This is a genomic window from Streptomyces sp. NRRL S-337 (genome assembly GCF_000720175.1).
GTDB classification, from domain to species: Bacteria; Actinomycetota; Actinomycetes; order Streptomycetales; family Streptomycetaceae; genus Streptomyces; species Streptomyces siderophoricus.
This window is the reverse complement of record NZ_JOIX01000018.1, coordinates 118,513-138,238: the sequence shown is the minus strand read 5'-3', so window position 1 is coordinate 138,238 and position 19,726 is coordinate 118,513. Positions and strand designations below refer to the sequence as shown.

Genomic DNA, 19,726 nt, shown 5'->3' with positions numbered 1-19,726 from the left:
CTCTAGCTCCTCTTACGGCGTTTGCCGGCCAGTTGGCCGACCACTACGCACAGCACGGCGACCAGGAACATCGCCGTACCGATGACATTGATCTGGACGGGTGTGCCCCGCTGCGCCGATCCCCAGACGAACATGGGGAAGGTCACGGTGGAGCCGGCGTTGAAGTTGGTGATGATGAAGTCGTCGAAGGAGAGCGCGAAGGAGAGCAGGGCGCCGGCCGCGATGCCGGGCGCGGCGATCGGCAACGTCACCCGCAGGAAGGTCTGCGTGGGCGAGGCGTACAGGTCCTGGGCGGCCTGTTCGAGCCGCGGGTCCATGCTCATCACGCGGGCCTTGACGGCGGTGACGACGAAGCTCAGGCAGAACATGATGTGCGCGATGAGGATCGTCCAGAAGCCGAACTGGATGCCCATGTTGAGGAAGAGGGTCGCCAGCGAGGCGGCCATGACGACCTCGGGCATGGCCATCGGCAGGAAGATCAGGGTGTTGACGCCGGCCCGGGCGCGGAAGCGGTAGCGGGCCAGCGCGAACGCGATCATGGTGCCGAGGACGGTCGCGCCGACCGTGGCCCATACGGCGATCTGCAGGCTCAGTCCCAGCGAGCCGCACAGGTCGGCGACTCCGCAGGGGTCGGTCCAGGCGTCCGTGGAGAACCGCTGCCACTGGTAGTTGAAGCGGCCGTTGGGCTTGTTGAACGAGAAGACCATCACGACGAGGTTGGGCAGGATGAGGTAGCCCAGGGTGCCCAGCCCCGCGAGGGTGATGATGTTGCGGCGCAGCCAGCGCAGGCCCTTGTTGGGCGTGCGGCCGTTCGTGGGCGCCGTGGTTGCCGTGGTCTTGGCCGTGGTGGCCGTGGTGCTTGATGCCGCCATCAGACCAGATCCTCCGTCCCGGACTTGCGGATGTAGATCGTGACCATGGCGAGGATGGCCGCCATGAGGATGAAGGAGAGTGCGGCGGCGGTCGGGTAGTCCAGGACGCGCAGGAACTGCGACTGGATGACGTTGCCGATCATCTTCTGGTCGGTGGAGCCCAGCAGTTCGGCGTTGATGTAGTCACCGGCGGCCGGGATGAAGGTGAGCAGGGTGCCCGCGACGACGCCGGGCATCGACAGCGGGAAGGTCACCCGGCGGAAGGTGGTGGCCGGGCGGGCGTAGAGGTCGCCGGCCGCCTCGTGCAGCCTCGGGTCGATCCGTTCCAGCGAGGTGTAGAGCGGCAGGACCATGAACGGCAGGAAGTTGTACGTCAGTCCGCAGACCACCGCGAGCGGGGTGGCCAGCACCCGGTGTCCCTCGGTGATGCCCAGCGCGCTGGTGACGTCGAGGAGGTGCAGCGAGTTCAGGGCGGCGACGACGGGTCCGCCGTCGGCCAGGATCGTCTTCCAGGCCAGCGTGCGGATCAGGAAGCTGGTGAAGAACGGGGCGATGACCAGGATCATCACGACGTTGCGCCAGCGGCCCGCCTTGAAGGCGATGAGGTACGCCAGCGGGTAACCCAGGAGCAGGCAGAGCGCGGTGGCGATGCCGGCGTAGCCGACCGAGCGAAGGAACTGCGGCCAGTATTCGCCGAGCGCGTCCCAGTAGGTGGCGAAGTGCCAGGTGACCTTGAAGCCCTCTTCGAGGGAGCCGGTCTGGATGGAGGTCGACGCCTGGTAGACGAGCGGGGCGGCGAAGAAAACGATCAGCCACAGGATGCCGGGCAGCAGCAGCCAGTAGGGGACCAGCCGTTTGCGGGCCGGGGTCTTCCGCACCTCCAGGGGTGCGGCGGTCTGCTCCTGCGGTGGTGCGGGGGTTTCGGTGGTGGTCACGCGGCCTCCTCGTCGAGGTCCGCGCCGGCCTGGATGTCCTGGGTGGCGTCCAGCCCGAAGGTGTGCGCCGGGCTCCAGTGCAGCACGACCTCCGCGCCCGGGACGAGCCTGCCGTCGCGCTCGATGTTCTGCTCGTAGACGGCGAGTTCGCCCAGGCCCGGTACGTCGATGACGTACTGCGTGGAGACGCCGATGAAGCTGGCGTCCTTGATGCGGCCGGGCAGCCGGTTGTGGCCCTCGGTGATGGACCCGGCGTCGTCGGCGTGCCGCAGGGCGACCTTCTCGGGCCGTACGCCGGCCAGCACCTTCTCGCCCGTACGGGCCGAGGCGCTACATCGGGCGGCGGGCAGCCGGAGCTTGGCGTCCGCGGCCTTGAGCAGCAGCTCGTCGCCGCCGGCCTCGACGACCTCGGCCTCGATGAGGTTGGAGGTGCCCAGGAAGTTGGCGACGAAGGTGGTGGCGGGGTTCTCGTAGAGGTCGGCGGGGGCGCCGAGTTGCTCGACCCGGCCGCCGTTCATCACGGCCACGGTGTCGGCCATCGTCATGGCCTCCTCCTGGTCGTGGGTGACGTGTACGAAGGTGATGCCGACCTCGGTCTGGATGCGCTTGAGCTCCAGCTGCATCTGGCGGCGCAGCTTGAGGTCGAGGGCACCCAGCGGTTCGTCGAGGAGCAGCACCTGGGGGTGGTTGATCAGCGCGCGGGCGACCGCCACGCGCTGCTGCTGGCCGCCGGAGAGCTGCTGTGGCTTGCGGCGCGCCATCGGGCCGAGCTGGACCAGGTCGAGCATCTCCTCGACCTGCTTCTTGACGGACTTGACGCCGCGGCGGCGGAGTCCGAAGGCGACGTTCTCGTAGATGTCGAGGTGCGGGAAGAGCGCGTAGTTCTGGAAGACGGTGTTGACCTGGCGCTTGTAGGGCGGCAGGACGGTGACGTCCTGGCCCGCGAGTTCGACGGTCCCGGTGGTGGGCTCCTCCAGGCCGGCGATCATCCGCAGCGTGGTGGTCTTGCCGCAGCCGGAGGCGCCCAGCAGCGCGAAGAAGGAGCCCGCGGGGACGGTCAGGTCGAGCGGATGGACGGCGGTGAAGGAGCCGTAGGTCTTGCTGATCCCTTGGAGGCGGACGTCGCCGCCGCTGCTCTGGGGGGTCGCGGTCTTGGTCATGTCGGTCGTCCCGTGGGTCGGTGGGCGAAACGGCTCGGGGGCGGGTCCGGTGCGTGGTGGGGTCAGGCGCCGGTGAGGTCGGAGAACTTCTGGCTGAACGCCTTGTTCTCCTTGGCGGTCAGCGCGCGGAAGGAGTGCGACCTGGCGGCCATTTCCTTGTCCGGCAGGATCAGCGGGTTGTCCGCCGCCTTCTTGTCGATCTTGGCGAGTTCCTCGCGGACGCCGTCGACCGGGCAGACGTAGTTGATGTACGCCGCGAGCTGCGCCGCCACCTTCGGCTCGTAGAAGTAGTCGATGAGCCGCTCGGCGTTTTCCTTGTGGCGGGCCTTGTTCGGCACCATGAGGTTGTCGGTGGACGTCATGTAGCCGCTCTTGGGGACCACGTACTCGATGTCCGGGTTGTCGCTCTGCAACTGGACGATGTCGCCCGCCCAGGCCACGCACGCGGCGAGGTCGCCCTTGTCCAGGTCCGTGGTGTAGTCGTTGCCGGTGAAGCGGCGGATCTGCTTGGAGTCGACGCCCTTCTGGAGCCGGGCGATCGCCGCGTCGAAGTCGTCCGCGGTGACCTCCTCGGGCTTCTTGCCCATGTCCAGGAGGGTCAGCCCGATGGAGTCGCGCATCTCGGAGAGGAAGCCGACCCGGCCCTTGAGCTGCGGGTCCTCCAGCAACTGGCTGACCGAGTCGACCTTACGGCCGCCGGTGGCCTTCTTGTTGTACGCGATGATCGCGGGGATGCCCTGCCACACGTAGGAGTGCGCCCGGCCGGGGTCCCAGGCGGGGTCGCGGAACTGCGCCGAGAGGTTGGCGTAGGCGTGCGGCAGGTTGGCCGGGTCCAGCTTCTGGGTCCAGCCGAGGGAGATCATCCGTGCGCACATCCAGTCGGTGAGCACGATCAGGTCGCGGCCGGTGTCCTGGCCGGCCGCCAGCTGTGCCTGGACCTTGCCGAAGAACTCGTCGTTGTCGTTGATGTCCTCGGTGTATTTGACGGCGATGCCGGTGCGCCGGGTGAAACGGTCCAGCGTCGGATGGTGCTTGCCGTCGTCGCTGACGTCCATGTATTCGGTCCAGTTGGAGAAGTTGAGCCGCTTCTCCTTCCGGGAGTGGTCCTGGGACGCCACGGCGTCGGTACGGCCGGCGGGCGGGATGCCGCAGGCCCCCAGGGCGCCCAGGCCGCCGGTGACGGCCGCCATGGCACCGCCCGCGCGCAGCAGCGAGCGGCGGGTCATGGCGAGCCGGCCGTTGGTCGCGCTGCGGCGCATGGCGGCGAGTTCGACCGCGGACAGGGGTTCGGGCTGCTGGTGGTGCTCCATGCGCGGTGCCCTTTCAGGGGGTGAGCCCGGCGCTCGGCCGGCGGTGACGGTGCCGTGCGGCCGCTGGCCGCGGGGTTGCGCCCGTGCGGGCGGGGAACGGGCGGGGCGAGGTGGGGGCTCGCTCCGGGGAGTCGTCCGGGGACCGGTTGGGGGCCGTACGGGCCCGCGGGTGGTCCCGTCAGGTGCGGTCCCCGAAGATCGTGCGGTGCCAGTCCTTCCTGGCGACCGCGGTGTTGTCGTACATCACGTGCTTGACCTGCGTGTACTCCTCGAAGGAGTAGGCCGACATGTCCTTGCCGAAGCCGGACGCCTTGGCGCCGCCGTGCGGCATCTCGCTGATGATCGGGATGTGGTCGTTGACCCAGACGCAGCCCGCCTTGATCTCGCGGGTGGCGCGGCCGGTGCGGTAGACATCCCGGCTCCAGGCGGAGGCGGCCAGCCCGTAGGGGGTGTCGTTGGCCAGGGCGATGCCCTCGTCGTCGCTGTCGAAGGGCAGCACGACCAGCACCGGACCGAAGATCTCGGACTGCACGACCTCGCTGTCCTGGGCGGCGCCGGCGATCAGCGTGGGCAGGTAGTACGCGCCCTTGGCCAGCTCGCCCTGGGGGGCCGCGCCGCCGGTGACGACGGTGGCGTAGCCGCGCGCCCGGTCGACGAAGGCGGCCACCCGGTCGCGCTGGGTGTGCGAGATCAGCGGGCCCAGGTCGGTGGACGGGTCGAAGGGGTCGCCGAGCCGTACGGTCGCCATCAGGTCGGCGACGCCGCTGACGAAGGCGTCGTACAGCGGGCGCTGGACGTAGGCGCGGGTGGCGGCGGTGCAGTCCTGGCCGGTGTTGATCAGCGCTCCGGCGACCGCTCCGTGGACGGCCGCCTCCAGGTCCGCGTCGTCGAACACGACGAACGGAGCCTTGCCGCCGAGTTCGAGGTGGAGGCGCTTGACGGTGCCGGTGGCGATCTCGGCGACGCGCTTGCCGACGGCGGTCGAGCCGGTGAAGGAGGTCATCGCGACGGTGCGGTGGCCCACCAGGTGCTCACCGGCGTCCCGGCCGGCCCCCGAGACGATGTTGAGCACTCCGTCGGGCAGCCCCGCGCGCTGGGCGGCCTGTGCGAAGAGCAACGAGGTCAGCGGGGTGATCTCGGCCGGCTTCAGGACGATGGTGTTGCCCGCGGCGATGGCCGGCAGCACCTTCCACGCGGCCATCTGGAGCGGATAGTTCCAGGGCGCGATGGAACCGACGACGCCGATGGGCTCGCGGCGGATCACGGAGGTGTGGTCGGCGCTGTATTCGCCGGCCGCCTTGCCCTCCAGATGGCGGGCCGCACCGGCGAAGAATGCGGCATTGTCGATCGAACCCGGCACATCGAACTCATTGCTGAGCTTGATCGGCTTTCCGCAGTTCAGCGATTCGGCGAAGGCGAGATCGGCGGCGTCCTCGGCGAGCGCGGCGGCGAAGCGGTGGAGGGTGTCGGAACGCTCGCCGGGCGTGGCCCCGGCCCACTCAGGAAAGGCCCGTCCGGCCGCCTCGACGGCCGCGTCGACATCGGCCGTACCTGCGAGTTCGTAGCGGTACACCGTCTCGCCGGTCGCCGGGTCCACGACCTCCTGGCTCCGGCCGGAGGTGCCGCTCCGGAGGCTGCCCGCAATGAATTGCGCGCCCTGGGCGAATCGCTCGGTGACGTCGAATCGGTGATCCATGGTGCTCTCCTCCGCCGGGCGCCGGGGCGGCTCCGCGGCACTGCCTGGCGTAGCTATTTCCGGAATCGATGGCCGATCTTGACAGAGTAGAACAGCCTCAACAAGGGATTCCGTTGTTGCCTTTTGGTTACGCGACGAATTCTGCGTTTTCTGCGGTGCGGACCCCGACACGTTGTCAGTGCCCGCTGACAGAATCCCGGCATGATGCACGACAGCACGGGGAGCGACCCGGGGCGGGCCCCGGAGATCGCCGGGGGGATCGTGGACGGGCGCGCCGCGGACGGGCCGCGTTCGGTCGAGGAACTGCGCCGGGAGACATCCACCGGCAAGCGTCCGAAATACGTCTTTTTCTGGGGCCACCGCCCGCGTCGCGACGGCGGACTGAGCCCGAGCTGCTTCAGCCAGTGGTGGCCGGCCCCCTTCACGGTCGACGGGATCACCTACGCCACCGCCGAGCACTGGATGATGGCCGGCAAGGCCCGGCTCTTCGGCGACGCGGAGGCGGAGCGGCAGGCCGTCGCGGCCGGCCACCCCAAGCAGGCCAAGGACGCCGGCCGGAAGGTCCGGGGCTTCGACGAGGAGACCTGGCGGCGCCACCGCTTCGCCCTGGTCGTCGAGGGCAGCCTGCACAAATTCGGCCAGGACCCCGCCCTGCGGGACTTCCTGCTGGGCACGAACTCCCGGGTCCTGGTCGAGGCCAGCCCGCTGGACCGGATATGGGGCATCGGCCTGGCCGCCGACGACGAACGCGCCGCGGCCCCGGAGCGCTGGCGCGGGCTGAACCTCCTGGGCTTCGCCCTGATGGAGGCCCGCCAGCGGCTGCGCGAGGACGCGGCGGCGTAGCGGGAGGGGCGTCCCCGAGGGCAGCCCCCTGGCCCGTCACCCGCCCGGCATAGCATGACGGGGCCGACCGGGCCGTTCCGCTCACCCCGCCATCCCTGACCAGGAGGATCCGTTGTCCGATCTCGATGCCTTCATCGCGGGCCTGCCCAAGGCGGAGCTGCACGTCCACCACGTCGGCTCGGCCTCGCCGCGGATCGTCTCCGAGCTGGCCGCCCGGCACCCGGACTCCGCAGTCCCCACCGACCCCGAGGCGCTGGCCGACTACTTCACCTTCCGCGACTTCGCGCACTTCATCGAGGTCTACCTCTCCGTCGTGGACCTGATCCGCGACGCCGAGGACGTCCGGCTGCTGACGTACGAGGTCGCCCGGGACATGGCGCGCCAGCAGATCCGCTACGCCGAGCTGACCATCACGCCGTTCAGCTCCACCCGCCGCGGCATCCCCGACGCCGCGTTCGTCGAGGCCATCGAGGACGCCCGGAAGTCCGCGGAGTCCGAGCTGGGCGTGGTGCTGCGCTGGTGCTTCGACATCCCCGGCGAGGCCGGTCTGGAGGCCGCCGAGGAGACCGCCCGGATCGCCTGCGGCCTGCAGCCTGAGGGGCTGGTGTCGTTCGGGCTCGGCGGACCCGAAATCGGCGTCCCGCGGCCGCAGTTCAAGCCGTACTTCGACCGCGCGATCGCCGCCGGACTGCACTCCGTACCGCACGCCGGCGAGACCACCGGTCCCGGCACGATCTGGGATGCGCTCCGCGACCTCCGCGCCGAGCGCATCGGGCACGGCACCAGCGCGACCCAGGACCCCGCACTGCTCGCCCATCTCGCCGAGCACCGCATCCCGTTGGAGGTCTGCCCCACCTCCAACATCGCCACCCGCGCGGTCCGCACCCTGGACGAGCACCCGATCAAGGAGATGGTCGACGCGGGCGTCCTGGTCACCATCAACAGCGACGACCCGCCCATGTTCGGCACCGACCTCAACACCGAATACGCCGTCGCCGCCCGGTTGTTGGGCCTGGACACCGCCGGGCTGGCCGCCCTGGCCAAGAACGGCGTCGAGGCCTCCTTCATGGATGCCCCGGCCAAGGCCCGGCTGGCCGCCGAGATCGACGCGTACACCGCCTCCTGGCGCGGCTGAACGGCGCCTGGGGCCGCCCACCGGCGGCGTTCCCCCGGGGGGACGCCGCCGTCGTCGGCGACACAACGACCGGATCCGTCCGCGTCATATCCGGCCAATCGCCCTATCCTGCCCTCCTGACGAAGAGTCACACGGTGCAGGAGGTCGCGTGCCCGGCTCACGAGGCGATGCGGAGGATCCCCACGGCGGGACGGACCACTCGGGAACGAGCCCGCGGACCGCTCCGCCCGACGAGCGCTCCTGGCTGCGGCGGCACGGCCCCGAGACGCTGATCGGCTCGGTGATCGTGGCCGCGGTGACCACCGTGCTGACCGTGACGATCCCGCTGCTCGCGGGCGGTGAACGCGACGACGACCGCGGCGGCGGGGCCGGCCCCGTCCGCGCACCGTCCGCCGTCACGGCCGCGACCGAGCCCCCGAGCTGCACGACGATCGACTGCGACGGCCTCGACCCCAAGGACACCCACTGCGACCGGGGCGCGGTCACCCTGGCCCGGGAGCTGGCCGGAAGCATGCAGGTCTCGGTCCGCTACAGCCCCGCCTGCCGCACGGTCTGGGGCAAGCTGACAGGCGCCGAGAAGGGCGACACGATCGAGATCGCCACCTCCCCGACCAAGAAGGAACGCAAAGCGGTACGCACCGGGCACACCCAGTACACGGCCATGCTCCCGGCGGGCAGGACCTTCTCCGCCCAGGCCATCGGCACCAGCGTCAAGGGCCAGCCCTCCCACGGTCTCCCACCGGGCGACCAGGTCCGCATCGGAGCCGGCCAGAACGACATCCCACCGCTCTAGACGGTGCCCCGCCGCGCTCCGCACCCCTCGCTACAGCCCCACGATCCCGTTCCACTCCTTCGCGAACTCGGCCCGCTCCTTGGACGTGATGTCCCGGGCGATGGCCAGCCGCTTGCGCATCGCGTCATCGGGGAAGATCAGCGGGTCCTCGGCGAGCGCGGCCCGCTCCTTGTCCTTGGAGGAGGCCAGGACGTCGCGCGCGGCCGGTACGGGGCAGACGTAATTGACCCAGGCGGCCAGGTCCGCGGCGACCTCCGGCGCGTAGTAGTAGTCGATCAGCCGCTCGGCGTTGCGCTTGTGGTCGGCGAGGTTGGGGATCATCAGGCTCTCCGCCCACAGTTCGGCGCCCTCCTGGGGCACCACGAACTCGATGTCCGGGTTGTCCGCCTGGAGCTGGATCACATCGCCCGAGTAGGCCTGGGCGGCGAGCACGTCTCCCGAGTCGAGGTCCTTGATGTAGTCGTTGCCGGTGAAGCGCCGGATGTGGCCCTGGCGGACCAGGCCTCGGATCTGGTCGGTCATCCGGTAGAAGTCGTTTGCCGTCCAGCGGGTGATGTCGACCCCGTTCCCCTGCATGAGCAGGGCGAACGCCTCGTCGAGCCCGGAGAGCAGGGTGACCCGGCCGCGCAGATCGGGCTTCCAGAGGTCCGAGGTGTGCTTGATCTCCCGGCCGAGCTTCTTGCGGTTGTAGGCGATGCCGGTGATCCCGGACTGCCAGGGCACCGAGTGCAGCCGGCCCGGGTCGAAGTGCGGGGTGCGCAGCAGCGGGTCGAGGTACTTGGCGACATTCGGCTGGGCGGCGCGGTCCATCTTCTGCACCCACCCGAGCCGGACGAACCGCGCGCACATCCAGTCGCTGATGACGATCAGGTCGCGGCCGGTGCCCTGGTGGTTCATCAACGCCGGGCTGATCTTGCCGAAGAACTCGTCGTTGTCGTTGATCTCCTCGGTGTACGTGACGGAGATCCCGGTGCGCCGCTGGAACGCGTCGAGGGTGGGACGGCGCTGCTTGTCGTGGTCGTCGACGTCTATGTAGAGCGGCCAGTTGGCGAAGACGATCTTCCGCTCCCGCCCCGAACGGTCCGGGCCCCCGCGGTCCGCGGCCTCGACGTACGCGGGCGGCACCCCGCATCCGGTCAGGGCGGCCAGCACCCCCGTCACACCCGTTCCGCCCATGCCCCTAAGGAGCGCCCGCCGCGAAAGATCAGCCATGGCGAGCACTCTCACGTGCCGCGGGCGGAGGCGGCAAGCGACAGAGCGTCAGTTGCCGGGCCTCCGCCCGCGACGGTGTGTCGAGCGTTCCGTGCCGCTCGACGGTGGGGGATCCCCCGGGTCGGCCGGTCGGGCCGGCCGGTCCGCTCAGTCGTTGAGCGAGGTCATCACGTGCTTGATCCGGGTGTAGTCGTCGAAGCCGTAGGCCGAGAGGTCCTTGCCGTAACCGGACTTCTTGAAGCCACCGTGCGGCATCTCGGCGACCAGCGGGATGTGGGTGTTGATCCACACGCAGCCGAAGTCGAGGCTCTTGGACAGCCGCATGGCGCGGGCGTGGTCCTTGGTCCACACCGAGGACGCCAGCGCGTACTCGACGCCGTTGGCCCACTCCACCGCCTGCTTCTCGTCGGAGAAGGACTGGACGGTGATGACCGGGCCGAAGACCTCGTGCTGGACGATCTCGTCGTCCTGCTTGAGACCGGAGACGACGGTCGGGGCGAAGAAGTAGCCCTTCTCGCCGACCTGCTCGCCGCCCGCCTCGATCTTGGCGTGCGCGGGCAGCCGCTCGATGAAGCCCTTGACCTGCTTGAGCTGGTTGGCGTTGTTCAGCGGGCCGTAGAGCACGTCCTCGTCGTCGACCGCACCGGTCTTGGTCTCCGCGGCCTTCTTGGCGAGCGCGGCGACGAACTCGTCGTGGATGGACTCCTGGACGAGCACGCGGGTGGCGGCCGTACAGTCCTGGCCGGCGTTGAAGTAGCCGGCGACCGCGATGTCCTCGACGGCCTTGGGGATGTCGGTGTCCTCGAAGACGACGACCGGGGCCTTGCCGCCCAGCTCCAGGTGGACCCGCTTGAGGTCCTTGGAGGCGGACTCGGCGACCTGCATACCGGCGCGCACCGAGCCGGTGATCGAGGCCATCGCCGGGACCTTGTGCTCGACCATGAGGCGGCCGGTCTCGCGGTCACCGCAGAGGACGTTGAACACGCCGCGCGGGTGGCCCAGCTCGTCCAGCACGCTGCCGATGATGTCGGCGATCAGCACCGTCGAGGCGGGGGTGGTGTCGGACGGCTTGATGACGACGGTGTTGCCCGCGGCCATGGCCGGGGCGAACTTCCAGACGGCCATCATCATCGGGTAGTTCCACGGCGCGACCTGGGCGCAGACGCCCACCGGCTCGCGGCGGATGATGGACGTGAAGCCGTCCATGTACTCGCCGGCCGAGCGGCCCTCCAGCATCCGGGCGGCACCCGCGAAGAAGCGGATCTGGTCCACCATCGGCGGGATTTCCTCGGAGCGGACGAGCGCGATCGGCTTGCCGCAGTTCTCGGACTCGGCGGCGATCAGCTCCTCGGCGCGCTCCTCGAAGCGGTCCGCGATCTTGAGCAGGACCTTCTGCCGCTCGGCGGGGATCAGGTCACGCCATACGGGAAAAGCAGCCTCGGCCGCGGCCATCGCCGCGTCCACGTCGGCGGCACCCGAGAGAGGGGCGGTGGCGTACGCCTCACCCGTCGCGGGATTGACCACCTCCGTGGTCCGCCCGTCGGCGGCGTCCCGGAACTCCCCGTCGATGTAGTTGCGCAGACGACGCAGTGCGGTGGTCACTGTGCGCCCCCTTCAGTCAGATGTCCGGTGGTTGGGAACCACTGTCCGGTGGTTTGGCACCACCCTAGCCGCGGATCCCACGTTTTCAACACACCCGCCACTCGGGAACAACGGAATCAGTTAAATTCTGCTCGCGACACGACTAATTTCATCGATTTGGGGTTGCAAGACTGTCGAGGCTCGTGCACAGTGAGGGACGTGGCCACTCGTGACAGAAACGGCACTCCGTCGATCGACTCCGTCTCCCTGGCGATCATCGAGCAGCTCCAGGAGGACGGGCGCCGTCCGTACGCCGCGATCGGCAAGGCCGTAGGCCTGTCCGAGGCGGCCGTGCGCCAGCGCGTACAGAAACTGCTCGACCAAGGCGTGATGCAGATCGTCGCGGTCACCGACCCCCTCACGGTCGGTTTCCGTCGGCAGGCAATGGTCGGCATCAACGTCGAGGGTGACCTCGACCCCGTGGCCGACGCCCTGACGACCATGGAGGAGGTCGAGTACGTCGTCATGACGGCAGGCTCCTTCGATCTCATCATCGAGATCGTCTGCGAGGACGACGACCACCTTCTGGAAATGATCAACAAGCGGATCCGCACGCTTCCCGGCGTTCGATCCACCGAGAGCTTCGTGTACCTCAAGCTCCGGAAGCAGACCTACACCTGGGGAACGAGATAGCAATGAGCGCCGACCTCTCCAAGACGGCGTACGACCACCTGTGGATGCACTTCACCCGCATGTCGTCGTACGAGAACTCTCCCGTGCCCACGATCGTGCGCGGTGAGGGCACCAACATCTACGACGACAAGGGCAAGCGCTACATCGACGGCCTCGCCGGCCTCTTTGTGGTCAACGCCGGACACGGCCGGGTCGAGCTCGCCGAGACCGCCTACAAGCAGGCGCAGGAACTGGCCTTCTTCCCCGTGTGGTCCTACGCCCACCCCAAGGCCGTCGAGCTGGCCGAGCGCCTGGCCCAGCACGCCCCGGGTGACCTGAACAAGGTCTTCTTCACCACCGGTGGCGGCGAAGCCGTCGAGACCGCCTGGAAGCTGGCCAAGCAGTACTTCAAGCTCACCGGCAAGCCGATGAAGCACAAGGTCATCTCGCGTGCGGTCGCCTACCACGGCACCCCGCAGGGCGCCCTGTCGATCACCGGCCTGCCCGCCCTGAAGGCTCCCTTCGAGCCGCTGGTCCCCGGCGCGCACAAGGTGCCGAACACCAACATCTACCGCGCCCCGATCCACGGCGACGACCCCGAGGCCTTCGGCCGCTGGGCCGCCGACCAGATCGAGCAGCAGATCCTCTTCGAGGGCCCCGAGACCGTCGCCGCGGTCTTCCTGGAGCCGGTGCAGAACGCCGGTGGCTGCTTCCCGCCGCCGCCCGGCTACTTCCAGCGGGTCCGCGAGATCTGCGACCAGTACGACGTACTGCTCGTCTCCGACGAGGTCATCTGCGCCTTCGGCCGCCTCGGCACGATGTTCGCCTGCGACAAGTTCGGCTACGTCCCGGACATGATCACCTGCGCCAAGGGCATGACGTCGGGCTACTCCCCGATCGGCGCCTGCATCATCTCCGACCGCCTGGCCGAGCCGTTCTACAAGGGCGACAACACCTTCCTGCACGGCTACACCTTCGGTGGCCACCCGGTCTCCGCGGCCGTCGGTATCGCCAACCTCGACATCTTCGAGCGTGAGGGTCTCAACCAGCACGTCCTCGACAACGAGGGCAACTTCCTGAGCACCCTGCAGAAGCTGCACGACCTGCCGATCGTCGGCGACGTCCGCGGCAACGGCTTCTTCTACGGCATCGAGCTCGTCAAGGACAAGGCCACCAAGGAGTCGTTCAACGACGAGGAGACCGAGCGCGTCCTCTACGGCTTCCTCTCCAAGGCCCTGTACGACAACGGTCTCTACTGCCGGGCCGACGACCGTGGCGACCCGGTCATCCAGCTGGCCCCGCCGCTGATCGCCGACCAGTCGGTCTTCGACGAGATCGAGCAGATCCTGCGCGCGGTCCTCACCGAGGCCTGGACCAAGCTCTGATCATCGCGTCACCTCCTTTTCGCTGATGCGGAGCTCACAGATACACAACTGAACACCCAGCGGCTCAGATTCACTCACTTCAAGCCATACGAGTGAATCTGGGCCGTTGTGCTGCCAAGCGGCGAATACCGGGGGTCAGCACTCCTTACCGTGCTAGTGACCGATACCCTCCATGGTCGTTCACCCGGTTGGGGGAACGACTCGACGCGAACAAGCAAGAGGTGCGCAGATGGTGGCCCCGCCTGACAACGACGTTCTCTGGGCCCGCGGCCTGCACCACACGTACGGTGGGACCACCGCCCTCGCCGGAATGTCGCTCGGCGTCCGCGAAGGCGAGATCCTCGCCGTCAACGGCCCGCGCGGCAGCGGTAAGACCACCCTCCTGAAGTGCCTCTCCGGTCAACTCGTCCCGACCGAGGGCGAGGTCTGGTTCAACAGTGCCCCCGTGCACACCCTCTCCTCCCCCAGCCGCGAACGGCTGCGTCTCGACCGGTTCGGCTGGATCGACACCGAACCTCACCTCGTTCCCGAACTCACGGCCTGGGAGAACGCCGCCCTCCCCCTGCTGCTGCGCGGGACCGGCGCCCGCTCCGCGAAGCACACCGCGATCGAATGGCTCGACCGCCTCGACGTCGGCATGTGCGCCCGCCGCCGCCCCGCTCAGCTCGACCAGTCCCAGCGCCAGCGCGTCGCCATCGCCCGCGCCCTCGCCACCACCCCTCAGGTGCTGTTCGCCGACGAGCCGACCGCCCCCCTGCACCACGCCGACGGCACCCAGGTCCTGCGCACCCTGACCACCGCGGCCCGCTCGCACCAGATCACCGTGGTCCTGGCAACCCACGACCCGGACGTCGGCACGCTCGCCGACCGGTCCGTCACGCTTCTCGACGGCCGCCAGTCGACCGCCGCACCGGCCGGCGCCGGCTCCCCCGATGAGGAAAGCAGGGCAGCGTGCTCGCTCTCCGTCTAGCCCGCGGCTCTCACCCCCTCGTCCTGCTGCGCCGCCTCCTCGTGACCACCGCCGCGGCCGGCACCGGATTCCTCATGCTGTCCACCCTCGGCCACGCCGCCGGCCACCCGGCCGCGGCCGAGGAATCCGTCGTACGCCTGCTGTGGTGCGCCGCCCCGCTCGCCGCCACCGCGCAGCTCGCGGTCTCCACGGCCCGCACCGACCCGGCCGCCCGCCTCCAGCGCGGTATGACCGCCGCCGGACTGGGCCCCCTTCGTCTCACCCTCCTCGCCACCGCTTCCACCGCGCTGACCTGCTTCCTGGGCGTCCTCCTCTCGCTGCTCGTCTTTCTGCGTCTCCGCGGCGACCTCGGCGGCACGGACACCGCCCGCTCCCTCGGCATCGACACCGACCTGCTGGGCGCCGGTCACCCCCTGCCGCTCGTCGGAGCTCTCCTCCTGCTGGCCCTCGTACCGCTGACCGCGTCCGCCGCGACGGCCGTCTCCCTGCGCCCCCGCGACGACGCCGGGTCACAGGACGCCGAGCCCCGCCCCCGGACCGCCCCGCCGTCCGGCCTCCCCTGGGGCATCGCGCTGGCTGCTGCCGGCCTGGCGATCGAGGCCTACACCAGCCCCGCCTCCAAGGCCCACGGCGGACTGCTCCCCCTGCCCGGCCGGCTGATCGGCAGCCCGCCGGGCGTACTGGGCGGCTGGGCCCTGTCGGCCCTGGGGCTCGTCCTGGCAGGCCCCGGCCTGGTGCATCTCTGCGGCCGCCTCCTGTGCGCCGGCCGCCCCGGCGCCCTGCGCCTCCTCTCCGGACGCGTCCTCCAGGAGGAGTCCCACCGCCTGGGCCGCCCACTGGGCGTCCTGTGCGCGGTCGCCTCAGCTGCCTACGTCGCCGCCAAGGTCTACGACTCCGTTCCCTCCCGTCCTTTCGGTCCCCTCACCGGCGTCGGCGCAACGGTCGTCCTCGCCTGTGTCACCGCCAGCGCCCTGACCGCCGCCGTGGAATCCCGCTCGGCGCGCGCCCGGACCACGGCCACCCTCCGCCGCTTGGGCGCTTCCGCCTCCGTCCTCCACCGTGCCGCCGCTCTCCGCACCCTGGTCCTCTTGATCGTCCTGGTCCCCCTCACCTGGACCGTGGCTGAAATGGCGACGCTGCCGTTGATGCATTGAGCTGGCGGGTGGGCCCCGCATTGAGCTGTGCATTGAGCTGTGCATTGTTTTGGCGGGTGAGCTGCGGGTTGTGCTGTGGTTCAGCTGGGGGTGGGGAGTTGGGCGATGGCTGAGGTGGTTGGGGCTGAGGTGGTTGGGGTTGTGGGTCCAGCCTGTGAGTGGGGTCTCCTGAGGCCGGAGCGGGTGGCCTCAGCCGGGTGGAGGCCAGGCTGTTGGCGTCAGGAGCTGGAACCGGGCAGCCAGTTGGCCTGCCTGCGGCGACGTCGGGCGGGCAGGGCGCGGCGGTGGGTGTTCGGTGACTGAGGGAGTGCGTCGTAGCAGCGCGGTGCAGGCGCGTATGCCGTACGCATCTTGCCCATATGGCAGTGCCCCCTGAGGCAGGGCCGCTGAGTAGGACCCTCCGCCTCGACCTCGTTGGCCAGGTTGGGGCATGACGGGCCCTTACCCAACCCGATCGTGCGTCTCGCAGTCAGCGGCGATCCAGCGCCGTGACCTCCACCTCTATTCGCCAGTCCGGTTGGGCCAGAGCTGACACTTCCAGCAGCGTGTCGGCGGGATAGGGCTCGGACAGGAACTCCTCGCGCAGCGTGATGACATGGTCGAGGTGGGCCGCCATGTCCGTCACGAAGATGCCGACCTTGACGACATCGGCCAGCGAAGCACCCGCCGCGGCCAGGACCCGTTCGACATTCGCAAAAGCCTGCCGGCCTTGTTCCAGGAAATCGTCCGAGACGGTCCGCCCCTGCTCGTCGATCCCCGCCTGCCCCGAGACGTGGATCAATCCGCCCGCCCTGATGGCCTGTGAGATCTTGTACGGCTCATACCAGTCCGGCACGGTGGCGATCCGCTCGATCTCGGTCGCGCCCCAAGCCTCGGTTGCCACGTTCTCCGTCGCCATCTTCATCTCCCCCCAGTTTGGTTCCATGCATACGCATTAGTTGCATGCGCATACATAAGTTTCGGACGCATGTACGCTGCTGTCAAGGGCCCAGCGGAAAAAGGCAGAAGGGGCGGATGGCGATGGACGCGGAGCACTGGGACCGGCTCGGAGCACTGCACACGCGCGTCGAGCAGGAACTGGCGAAAGCCCTGCAGCAGCACCACAGCATCGGACTGTCGGAGTACCGCGCGCTGGCCCGGCTGGCCGAGGCGGGCGAGGGCGAGCTGCGGATGCAGGAACTCGCCGATCTCATCGGTCTCAATCAGAGCTCGGTGAGCCGGCTGGCCTCGCGCCTGGAGTCCTCCGGCCTCACCCGCCGCGACCTGTGCCCCGACGACCGGCGCGGCGTGTACAGCGTGATCACCGAGGAAGGCCGCAAGCTGCAGAAGAAGGCACGGCCGACGTACGACGACGCCCTGCGCGCCGCCCTGGACTCGGCGGCCGCCGACCGTAACCTCCGTCCCCTGGTGGAGTCCCTGCGGCCCTAGCATGGCGGGCGTGCACCGGAATTCAGAGTCCCCAGCGTCCGACCGTCACCCCGAACACGACCGCGAGATCGAGTCCCTGGAGGAGTTCGACCAGGTCGCCTCCACCGGCAGCCTCGCCGGCTACCGCATCCAGTCGGTCGATCTGACGAACCGTACGTTCGCACTCCTCAGCACGGACACCACGGACGCCGTGTTTCTCGGCTGCGCGATGGAGCCGGACGCGACGGCCAAGGTCCGGGCCGGCGGCGCCTTGGTCTTCCCGCCCATACCTGACCTGCCGTTCGATCCTTATCGGGGCAGCTTGTACGGGCCGGAGGAGCTTTTCGAGGGGTTGGTCGACGCGGGCTACGACACCACCCCGGACGCACTCACCTATCACTGGTACCAGGACACCAAATCGGACGGCGACATCTTCGCCTCGATGCTCCGCAGCATCCACGACGACGCGGTCTCCGACGCCCTCGACGAACACCTGGCGGGCGCACAGGTGGTGGGCATCATGGGCGGACATGCACTGGAGCGTGGGTCCGCAGCCTATGCGGGGGCGGCCCGGCTCGGTCGCCGCCTCGCCCGCGACGGCCTGACCGTGGCGACGGGTGGTGGTCCGGGCGCGATGGAGGCCGCGAACCTCGGCGCGTATGCCTCGCCCTTCGAGGACGCGATGCTCGATTCCGCTCTGGAGATCCTTGCCAAGGCACCCCACTTCGGCCCGTCGATCACCGACTGGGCGCGTGCCGCCTTCGACGTGCGCCGGAGCCGGCCGGGCGGCGGCTCCTCGGTCGGCATTCCGACCTGGTTCTACGGACACGAACCGCCCAATGCCTTTGCGTCCCACATCGCCAAGTACTTCGTCAACGCGGTGCGCGAGGACGGCCTGCTGGCACGCTCGAACGCCGGCGTCGTGTTCCTGCCCGGAGCGGCCGGGACCGTCCAGGAGATCTTCGACAATGCGACCCCGAACTACTACCAGTCGCGGGGCGAGCCGACCCCGATGGTGCTGGTGAACCGCGCGCACTGGACCGAGAAGCTGCCCACCTGGCCCCTGCTCCAGGCCCTCGCCACGGACCGCCCCATGGCTACCCGGATCGCCCTTGTCGACTCGGTGGATGAGGTCCCGGACGCGCTCGTCCGCCTGAGGGACGGGGCTTCATCCTGAGCGAGGGGACGTTCTTCCACCCGGCCACCCGAAAGACGAACGGGCGCTCCTGCCGGCGACGCGTGATCCGTCTGCCCGCCGAGGCAACTCCCCTCCCGAAATGCACGTCTGCCAAGCAGGCAATGAACAGGTAATGCAGACAGCGGGCGAATGGAGCTCTCGGTGATCATCGGCCTTCTGACGGCGGTGGCAGCCTCGGCCTGCTACGGCACGGGTTCGGTCCTACAGGCGGTCGGCTCCCGTAAATCCGCCCGCCAGGAGGCGGCCAAGGCCTCCACCACGGGCGTCACCCAGCACGGCGGCCCCAGCCTCTCCTCGACCGCCAAAGCCGCCGTGACCTGGGAGTTCCTGGTGGGCTCCGTGCTGGACTTCATCGGTTTCGGGCTCGGCGCGCTGGCGGCCCGACTGCTGCCGCTGTTCCTGTCCCAGACCGTGATCAGCGCGAACCTCGTGATCACCGCCGTTCTGAGCATCAAGCTCCTCGGCATCCGGCTCAGCAAGGCCGAGTGGGGCTCCATCGGCGTGGTCTGTTCCGCGCTGGTGCTGCTCGCCACGGCCGCAGGCCCGGAAGGCAGCGGCCACACCCCGATCGCCACCCACTGGTGGCTGCTCGCCGCCTCCGTCCTGCTCATGGGCGGCGGCACCTTGATCGTGCGCCTGATGGGCGGACAGGCTGCCATCTTCGCCGGTCTGCTCTCCGGCCTGGGCTTCGGTGCCCTCGGCGTCGGCGTGCGGGTGCTGAACGGCGCTGATCCCTTCCATCTGCCGTCCATGCTCGCCGACCCTGCCCTGTACGCGATCCTCATCGCGGGTCTCGGCGGCATGTATCTGCACACCGTCGCCCTGCAGATCGGTTCGGTGAACGGCGCCACGGCGGCGCTCGTGGTGGGCGAGACCGTGGTCCCCGGCATCCTCGGCGTCCTCTGGCTCGGTGACTCCTCCCGTCCGGGATTCGCCTGGGTCGCCGTCCTCGGTTTTGTAGTGGCCGTCGCCGGAGCGGTAGCGGTCGCCTGGTTCGGCGAGCCCGAGCCGGACGGTTCCCACGCTGCGCCGGCGTCGGCGGCACGATCGAGCACGGGGGCTGACAAGGAGCTGGGATCCCCAGGCCCGGGCTCGCCCGAGGCGGCGAACGGGGCCCTGCCCGACGGTGCCGCGTCTTCTCCCGGTCACGAACAGACACAGGGCGCGGCGAGTGAGGTCCGGCCCAGCGCCGAGCGCAGCCAATAGCCCATTCATCCTGTGCCCAGTCATCGCGCCAGATCGTCGCAGGAGCCGGTCCCAGTCGAAGCCCCACTCCGACCTGCCCCGGGCACGCCCTTTCTCCCTCCATCAGTTTCACGGCGTCAGGGTCGGTCAGCATGCCGTTGAGGTATACCGAGACGGCATGTCGACTGCGACCGTCGACCATAGGACCGACCTCACTG

At 69.4% G+C, this 19,726-nt stretch carries 18 protein-coding genes; 10 read left to right on the top strand and 8 right to left on the bottom strand.

Going from position 1 to position 19,726, the window contains the following annotated elements:
• Positions 1 to 2 precede the first annotated feature (2 nt).
• The 5 genes from IG62_RS0116190 to IG62_RS0116170 all read right to left on the bottom strand — a co-directional run bounded on the left by IG62_RS0116190 (position 3) and on the right by IG62_RS0116170 (position 5,973).
• On the bottom strand, positions 3 to 872 hold the full coding sequence (locus IG62_RS0116190) for an ABC transporter permease (protein WP_030802514.1): 870 nt from the start codon (positions 870 to 872) through the stop codon (positions 3 to 5).
• Complete coding sequence (locus tag IG62_RS0116185; protein ID WP_030802513.1) at positions 872 to 1,807, bottom strand: ABC transporter permease; 936 nt, start codon at positions 1,805 to 1,807, stop codon at positions 872 to 874. Before IG62_RS0116185 ends, IG62_RS0116190 begins: the two co-directional genes overlap by 1 nt.
• A complete protein-coding gene (locus IG62_RS0116180; RefSeq protein ID WP_030802511.1) occupies positions 1,804 to 2,967 on the bottom strand; it encodes an ABC transporter ATP-binding protein in 1,164 nt (387 codons plus the stop codon). Before IG62_RS0116180 ends, IG62_RS0116185 begins: the two co-directional genes overlap by 4 nt.
• Before the next feature lie 62 nt (positions 2,968 to 3,029).
• Positions 3,030 to 4,277 carry a polyamine ABC transporter substrate-binding protein gene (locus IG62_RS0116175; RefSeq protein WP_030802509.1) on the bottom strand — a complete coding sequence of 416 codons (1,248 nt, stop codon included), beginning with the start codon at positions 4,275 to 4,277 and terminating at the stop codon, positions 3,030 to 3,032.
• 178 nt (positions 4,278 to 4,455) lie between these two features.
• Positions 4,456 to 5,973 (bottom strand): gamma-aminobutyraldehyde dehydrogenase, encoded by a 1,518-nt coding sequence (locus tag IG62_RS0116170; protein WP_030802506.1) that lies wholly within the window; start codon positions 5,971 to 5,973, stop codon positions 4,456 to 4,458.
• A 201-nt stretch (positions 5,974 to 6,174) separates the two neighbouring features.
• Here IG62_RS0116170 and IG62_RS0116165 point away from each other — a divergent pair, with 201 nt between their 5' ends.
• From IG62_RS0116165 to IG62_RS0116155, 3 genes are all read left to right on the top strand, one after another.
• On the top strand, positions 6,175 to 6,816 hold the full coding sequence (locus tag IG62_RS0116165) for an NADAR family protein (protein WP_030802504.1): 642 nt from the start codon (positions 6,175 to 6,177) through the stop codon (positions 6,814 to 6,816).
• 112 nt (positions 6,817 to 6,928) lie between these two features.
• Entirely contained in the window at positions 6,929 to 7,951 is a 1,023-nt protein-coding gene (locus IG62_RS0116160) for an adenosine deaminase (protein WP_030802503.1), read from the top strand.
• Positions 7,952 to 8,099: 148 nt separating this feature from the next.
• Positions 8,100 to 8,744 (top strand): DUF2690 domain-containing protein, encoded by a 645-nt coding sequence (locus tag IG62_RS0116155; RefSeq protein ID WP_051798135.1) that lies wholly within the window; start codon positions 8,100 to 8,102, stop codon positions 8,742 to 8,744.
• A 30-nt stretch (positions 8,745 to 8,774) separates the two neighbouring features.
• Here IG62_RS0116155 and IG62_RS0116150 read toward each other — a convergent pair whose 3' ends face one another.
• Both IG62_RS0116150 and IG62_RS0116145 read right to left on the bottom strand, forming a co-directional pair.
• Entirely contained in the window at positions 8,775 to 9,956 is a 1,182-nt protein-coding gene (locus IG62_RS0116150) for a polyamine ABC transporter substrate-binding protein (protein ID WP_030802494.1), read from the bottom strand.
• 147 nt (positions 9,957 to 10,103) lie between these two features.
• Complete coding sequence (locus tag IG62_RS0116145; protein ID WP_030802492.1) at positions 10,104 to 11,558, bottom strand: gamma-aminobutyraldehyde dehydrogenase; 1,455 nt, start codon at positions 11,556 to 11,558, stop codon at positions 10,104 to 10,106.
• A gap of 198 nt (positions 11,559 to 11,756) precedes the next feature.
• On the opposite strand from IG62_RS0116145, the gene IG62_RS0116140 reads away from it, so the two are divergent.
• The 4 genes from IG62_RS0116140 to IG62_RS0116125 all read left to right on the top strand — a co-directional run bounded on the left by IG62_RS0116140 (position 11,757) and on the right by IG62_RS0116125 (position 15,718).
• Positions 11,757 to 12,230, top strand: coding sequence for an Lrp/AsnC family transcriptional regulator (locus IG62_RS0116140; protein WP_018087114.1), 474 nt, complete (start codon positions 11,757 to 11,759; stop codon positions 12,228 to 12,230).
• Between the two features lie 2 nt (positions 12,231 to 12,232).
• Positions 12,233 to 13,594, top strand: a complete 1,362-nt coding sequence (locus IG62_RS0116135; RefSeq protein WP_030802487.1) for an aspartate aminotransferase family protein — start codon at positions 12,233 to 12,235, stop codon at positions 13,592 to 13,594.
• A 229-nt stretch (positions 13,595 to 13,823) separates the two neighbouring features.
• Positions 13,824 to 14,564, top strand: a complete 741-nt coding sequence (locus tag IG62_RS0116130; RefSeq protein ID WP_030802485.1) for an ABC transporter ATP-binding protein — start codon at positions 13,824 to 13,826, stop codon at positions 14,562 to 14,564.
• Entirely contained in the window at positions 14,546 to 15,718 is a 1,173-nt protein-coding gene (locus tag IG62_RS0116125) for a hypothetical protein (protein WP_030802483.1), read from the top strand. The genes IG62_RS0116130 and IG62_RS0116125 overlap by 19 nt, the downstream gene beginning before the upstream one ends.
• Before the next feature lie 469 nt (positions 15,719 to 16,187).
• Here the strand turns inward: IG62_RS0116125 and IG62_RS0116120 are convergent, their stop codons facing one another.
• Positions 16,188 to 16,622 (bottom strand): RidA family protein, encoded by a 435-nt coding sequence (locus IG62_RS0116120; protein ID WP_051798133.1) that lies wholly within the window; start codon positions 16,620 to 16,622, stop codon positions 16,188 to 16,190.
• Positions 16,623 to 16,738: 116 nt separating this feature from the next.
• Here IG62_RS0116120 and IG62_RS0116115 point away from each other — a divergent pair, with 116 nt between their 5' ends.
• The 3 genes from IG62_RS0116115 to IG62_RS0116105 all read left to right on the top strand — a co-directional run bounded on the left by IG62_RS0116115 (position 16,739) and on the right by IG62_RS0116105 (position 19,529).
• Positions 16,739 to 17,146: a MarR family winged helix-turn-helix transcriptional regulator gene (locus IG62_RS0116115; RefSeq protein ID WP_030802479.1), complete on the top strand. Its 408-nt coding sequence runs from the start codon at positions 16,739 to 16,741 to the stop codon at positions 17,144 to 17,146.
• Position 17,147: 1 nt separating this feature from the next.
• Positions 17,148 to 18,302 carry an LOG family protein gene (locus IG62_RS0116110; RefSeq protein ID WP_030802478.1) on the top strand — a complete coding sequence of 385 codons (1,155 nt, stop codon included), beginning with the start codon at positions 17,148 to 17,150 and terminating at the stop codon, positions 18,300 to 18,302.
• Positions 18,303 to 18,464: 162 nt separating this feature from the next.
• On the top strand, positions 18,465 to 19,529 hold the full coding sequence (locus IG62_RS0116105; RefSeq protein ID WP_234326555.1) for a hypothetical protein: 1,065 nt from the start codon (positions 18,465 to 18,467) through the stop codon (positions 19,527 to 19,529).
• Positions 19,530 to 19,726 lie beyond the last annotated feature (197 nt).

Excerpts from the sequence above, each read along its gene's own strand:
- IG62_RS0116165 (WP_030802504.1), top strand. The coding sequence starts at position 6,175 with ATGATGCACGACAGCACGGGGAGCGACCCGGGGCGGGCCCCGGAGATC.
- IG62_RS0116180 (WP_030802511.1), bottom strand. The coding sequence starts at position 2,967 with ATGACCAAGACCGCGACCCCCCAGAGCAGCGGCGGCGACGTCCGCCTC.
- IG62_RS0116110 (WP_030802478.1), top strand. The coding sequence starts at position 17,148 with ATGGCGGGCGTGCACCGGAATTCAGAGTCCCCAGCGTCCGACCGTCAC.
- IG62_RS0116130 (WP_030802485.1), top strand. The coding sequence starts at position 13,824 with ATGGTGGCCCCGCCTGACAACGACGTTCTCTGGGCCCGCGGCCTGCAC.
- IG62_RS0116170 (WP_030802506.1), bottom strand. The coding sequence starts at position 5,973 with ATGGATCACCGATTCGACGTCACCGAGCGATTCGCCCAGGGCGCGCAA.
- IG62_RS0116150 (WP_030802494.1), bottom strand. The coding sequence starts at position 9,956 with ATGGCTGATCTTTCGCGGCGGGCGCTCCTTAGGGGCATGGGCGGAACG.
- IG62_RS0116120 (WP_051798133.1), bottom strand. The coding sequence starts at position 16,622 with ATGAAGATGGCGACGGAGAACGTGGCAACCGAGGCTTGGGGCGCGACC.
- IG62_RS0116175 (WP_030802509.1), bottom strand. The coding sequence starts at position 4,277 with ATGGAGCACCACCAGCAGCCCGAACCCCTGTCCGCGGTCGAACTCGCC.
- IG62_RS0116190 (WP_030802514.1), bottom strand. The coding sequence starts at position 872 with ATGGCGGCATCAAGCACCACGGCCACCACGGCCAAGACCACGGCAACC.
- IG62_RS0116115 (WP_030802479.1), top strand. The coding sequence starts at position 16,739 with ATGGACGCGGAGCACTGGGACCGGCTCGGAGCACTGCACACGCGCGTC.
- IG62_RS0116135 (WP_030802487.1), top strand. The coding sequence starts at position 12,233 with ATGAGCGCCGACCTCTCCAAGACGGCGTACGACCACCTGTGGATGCAC.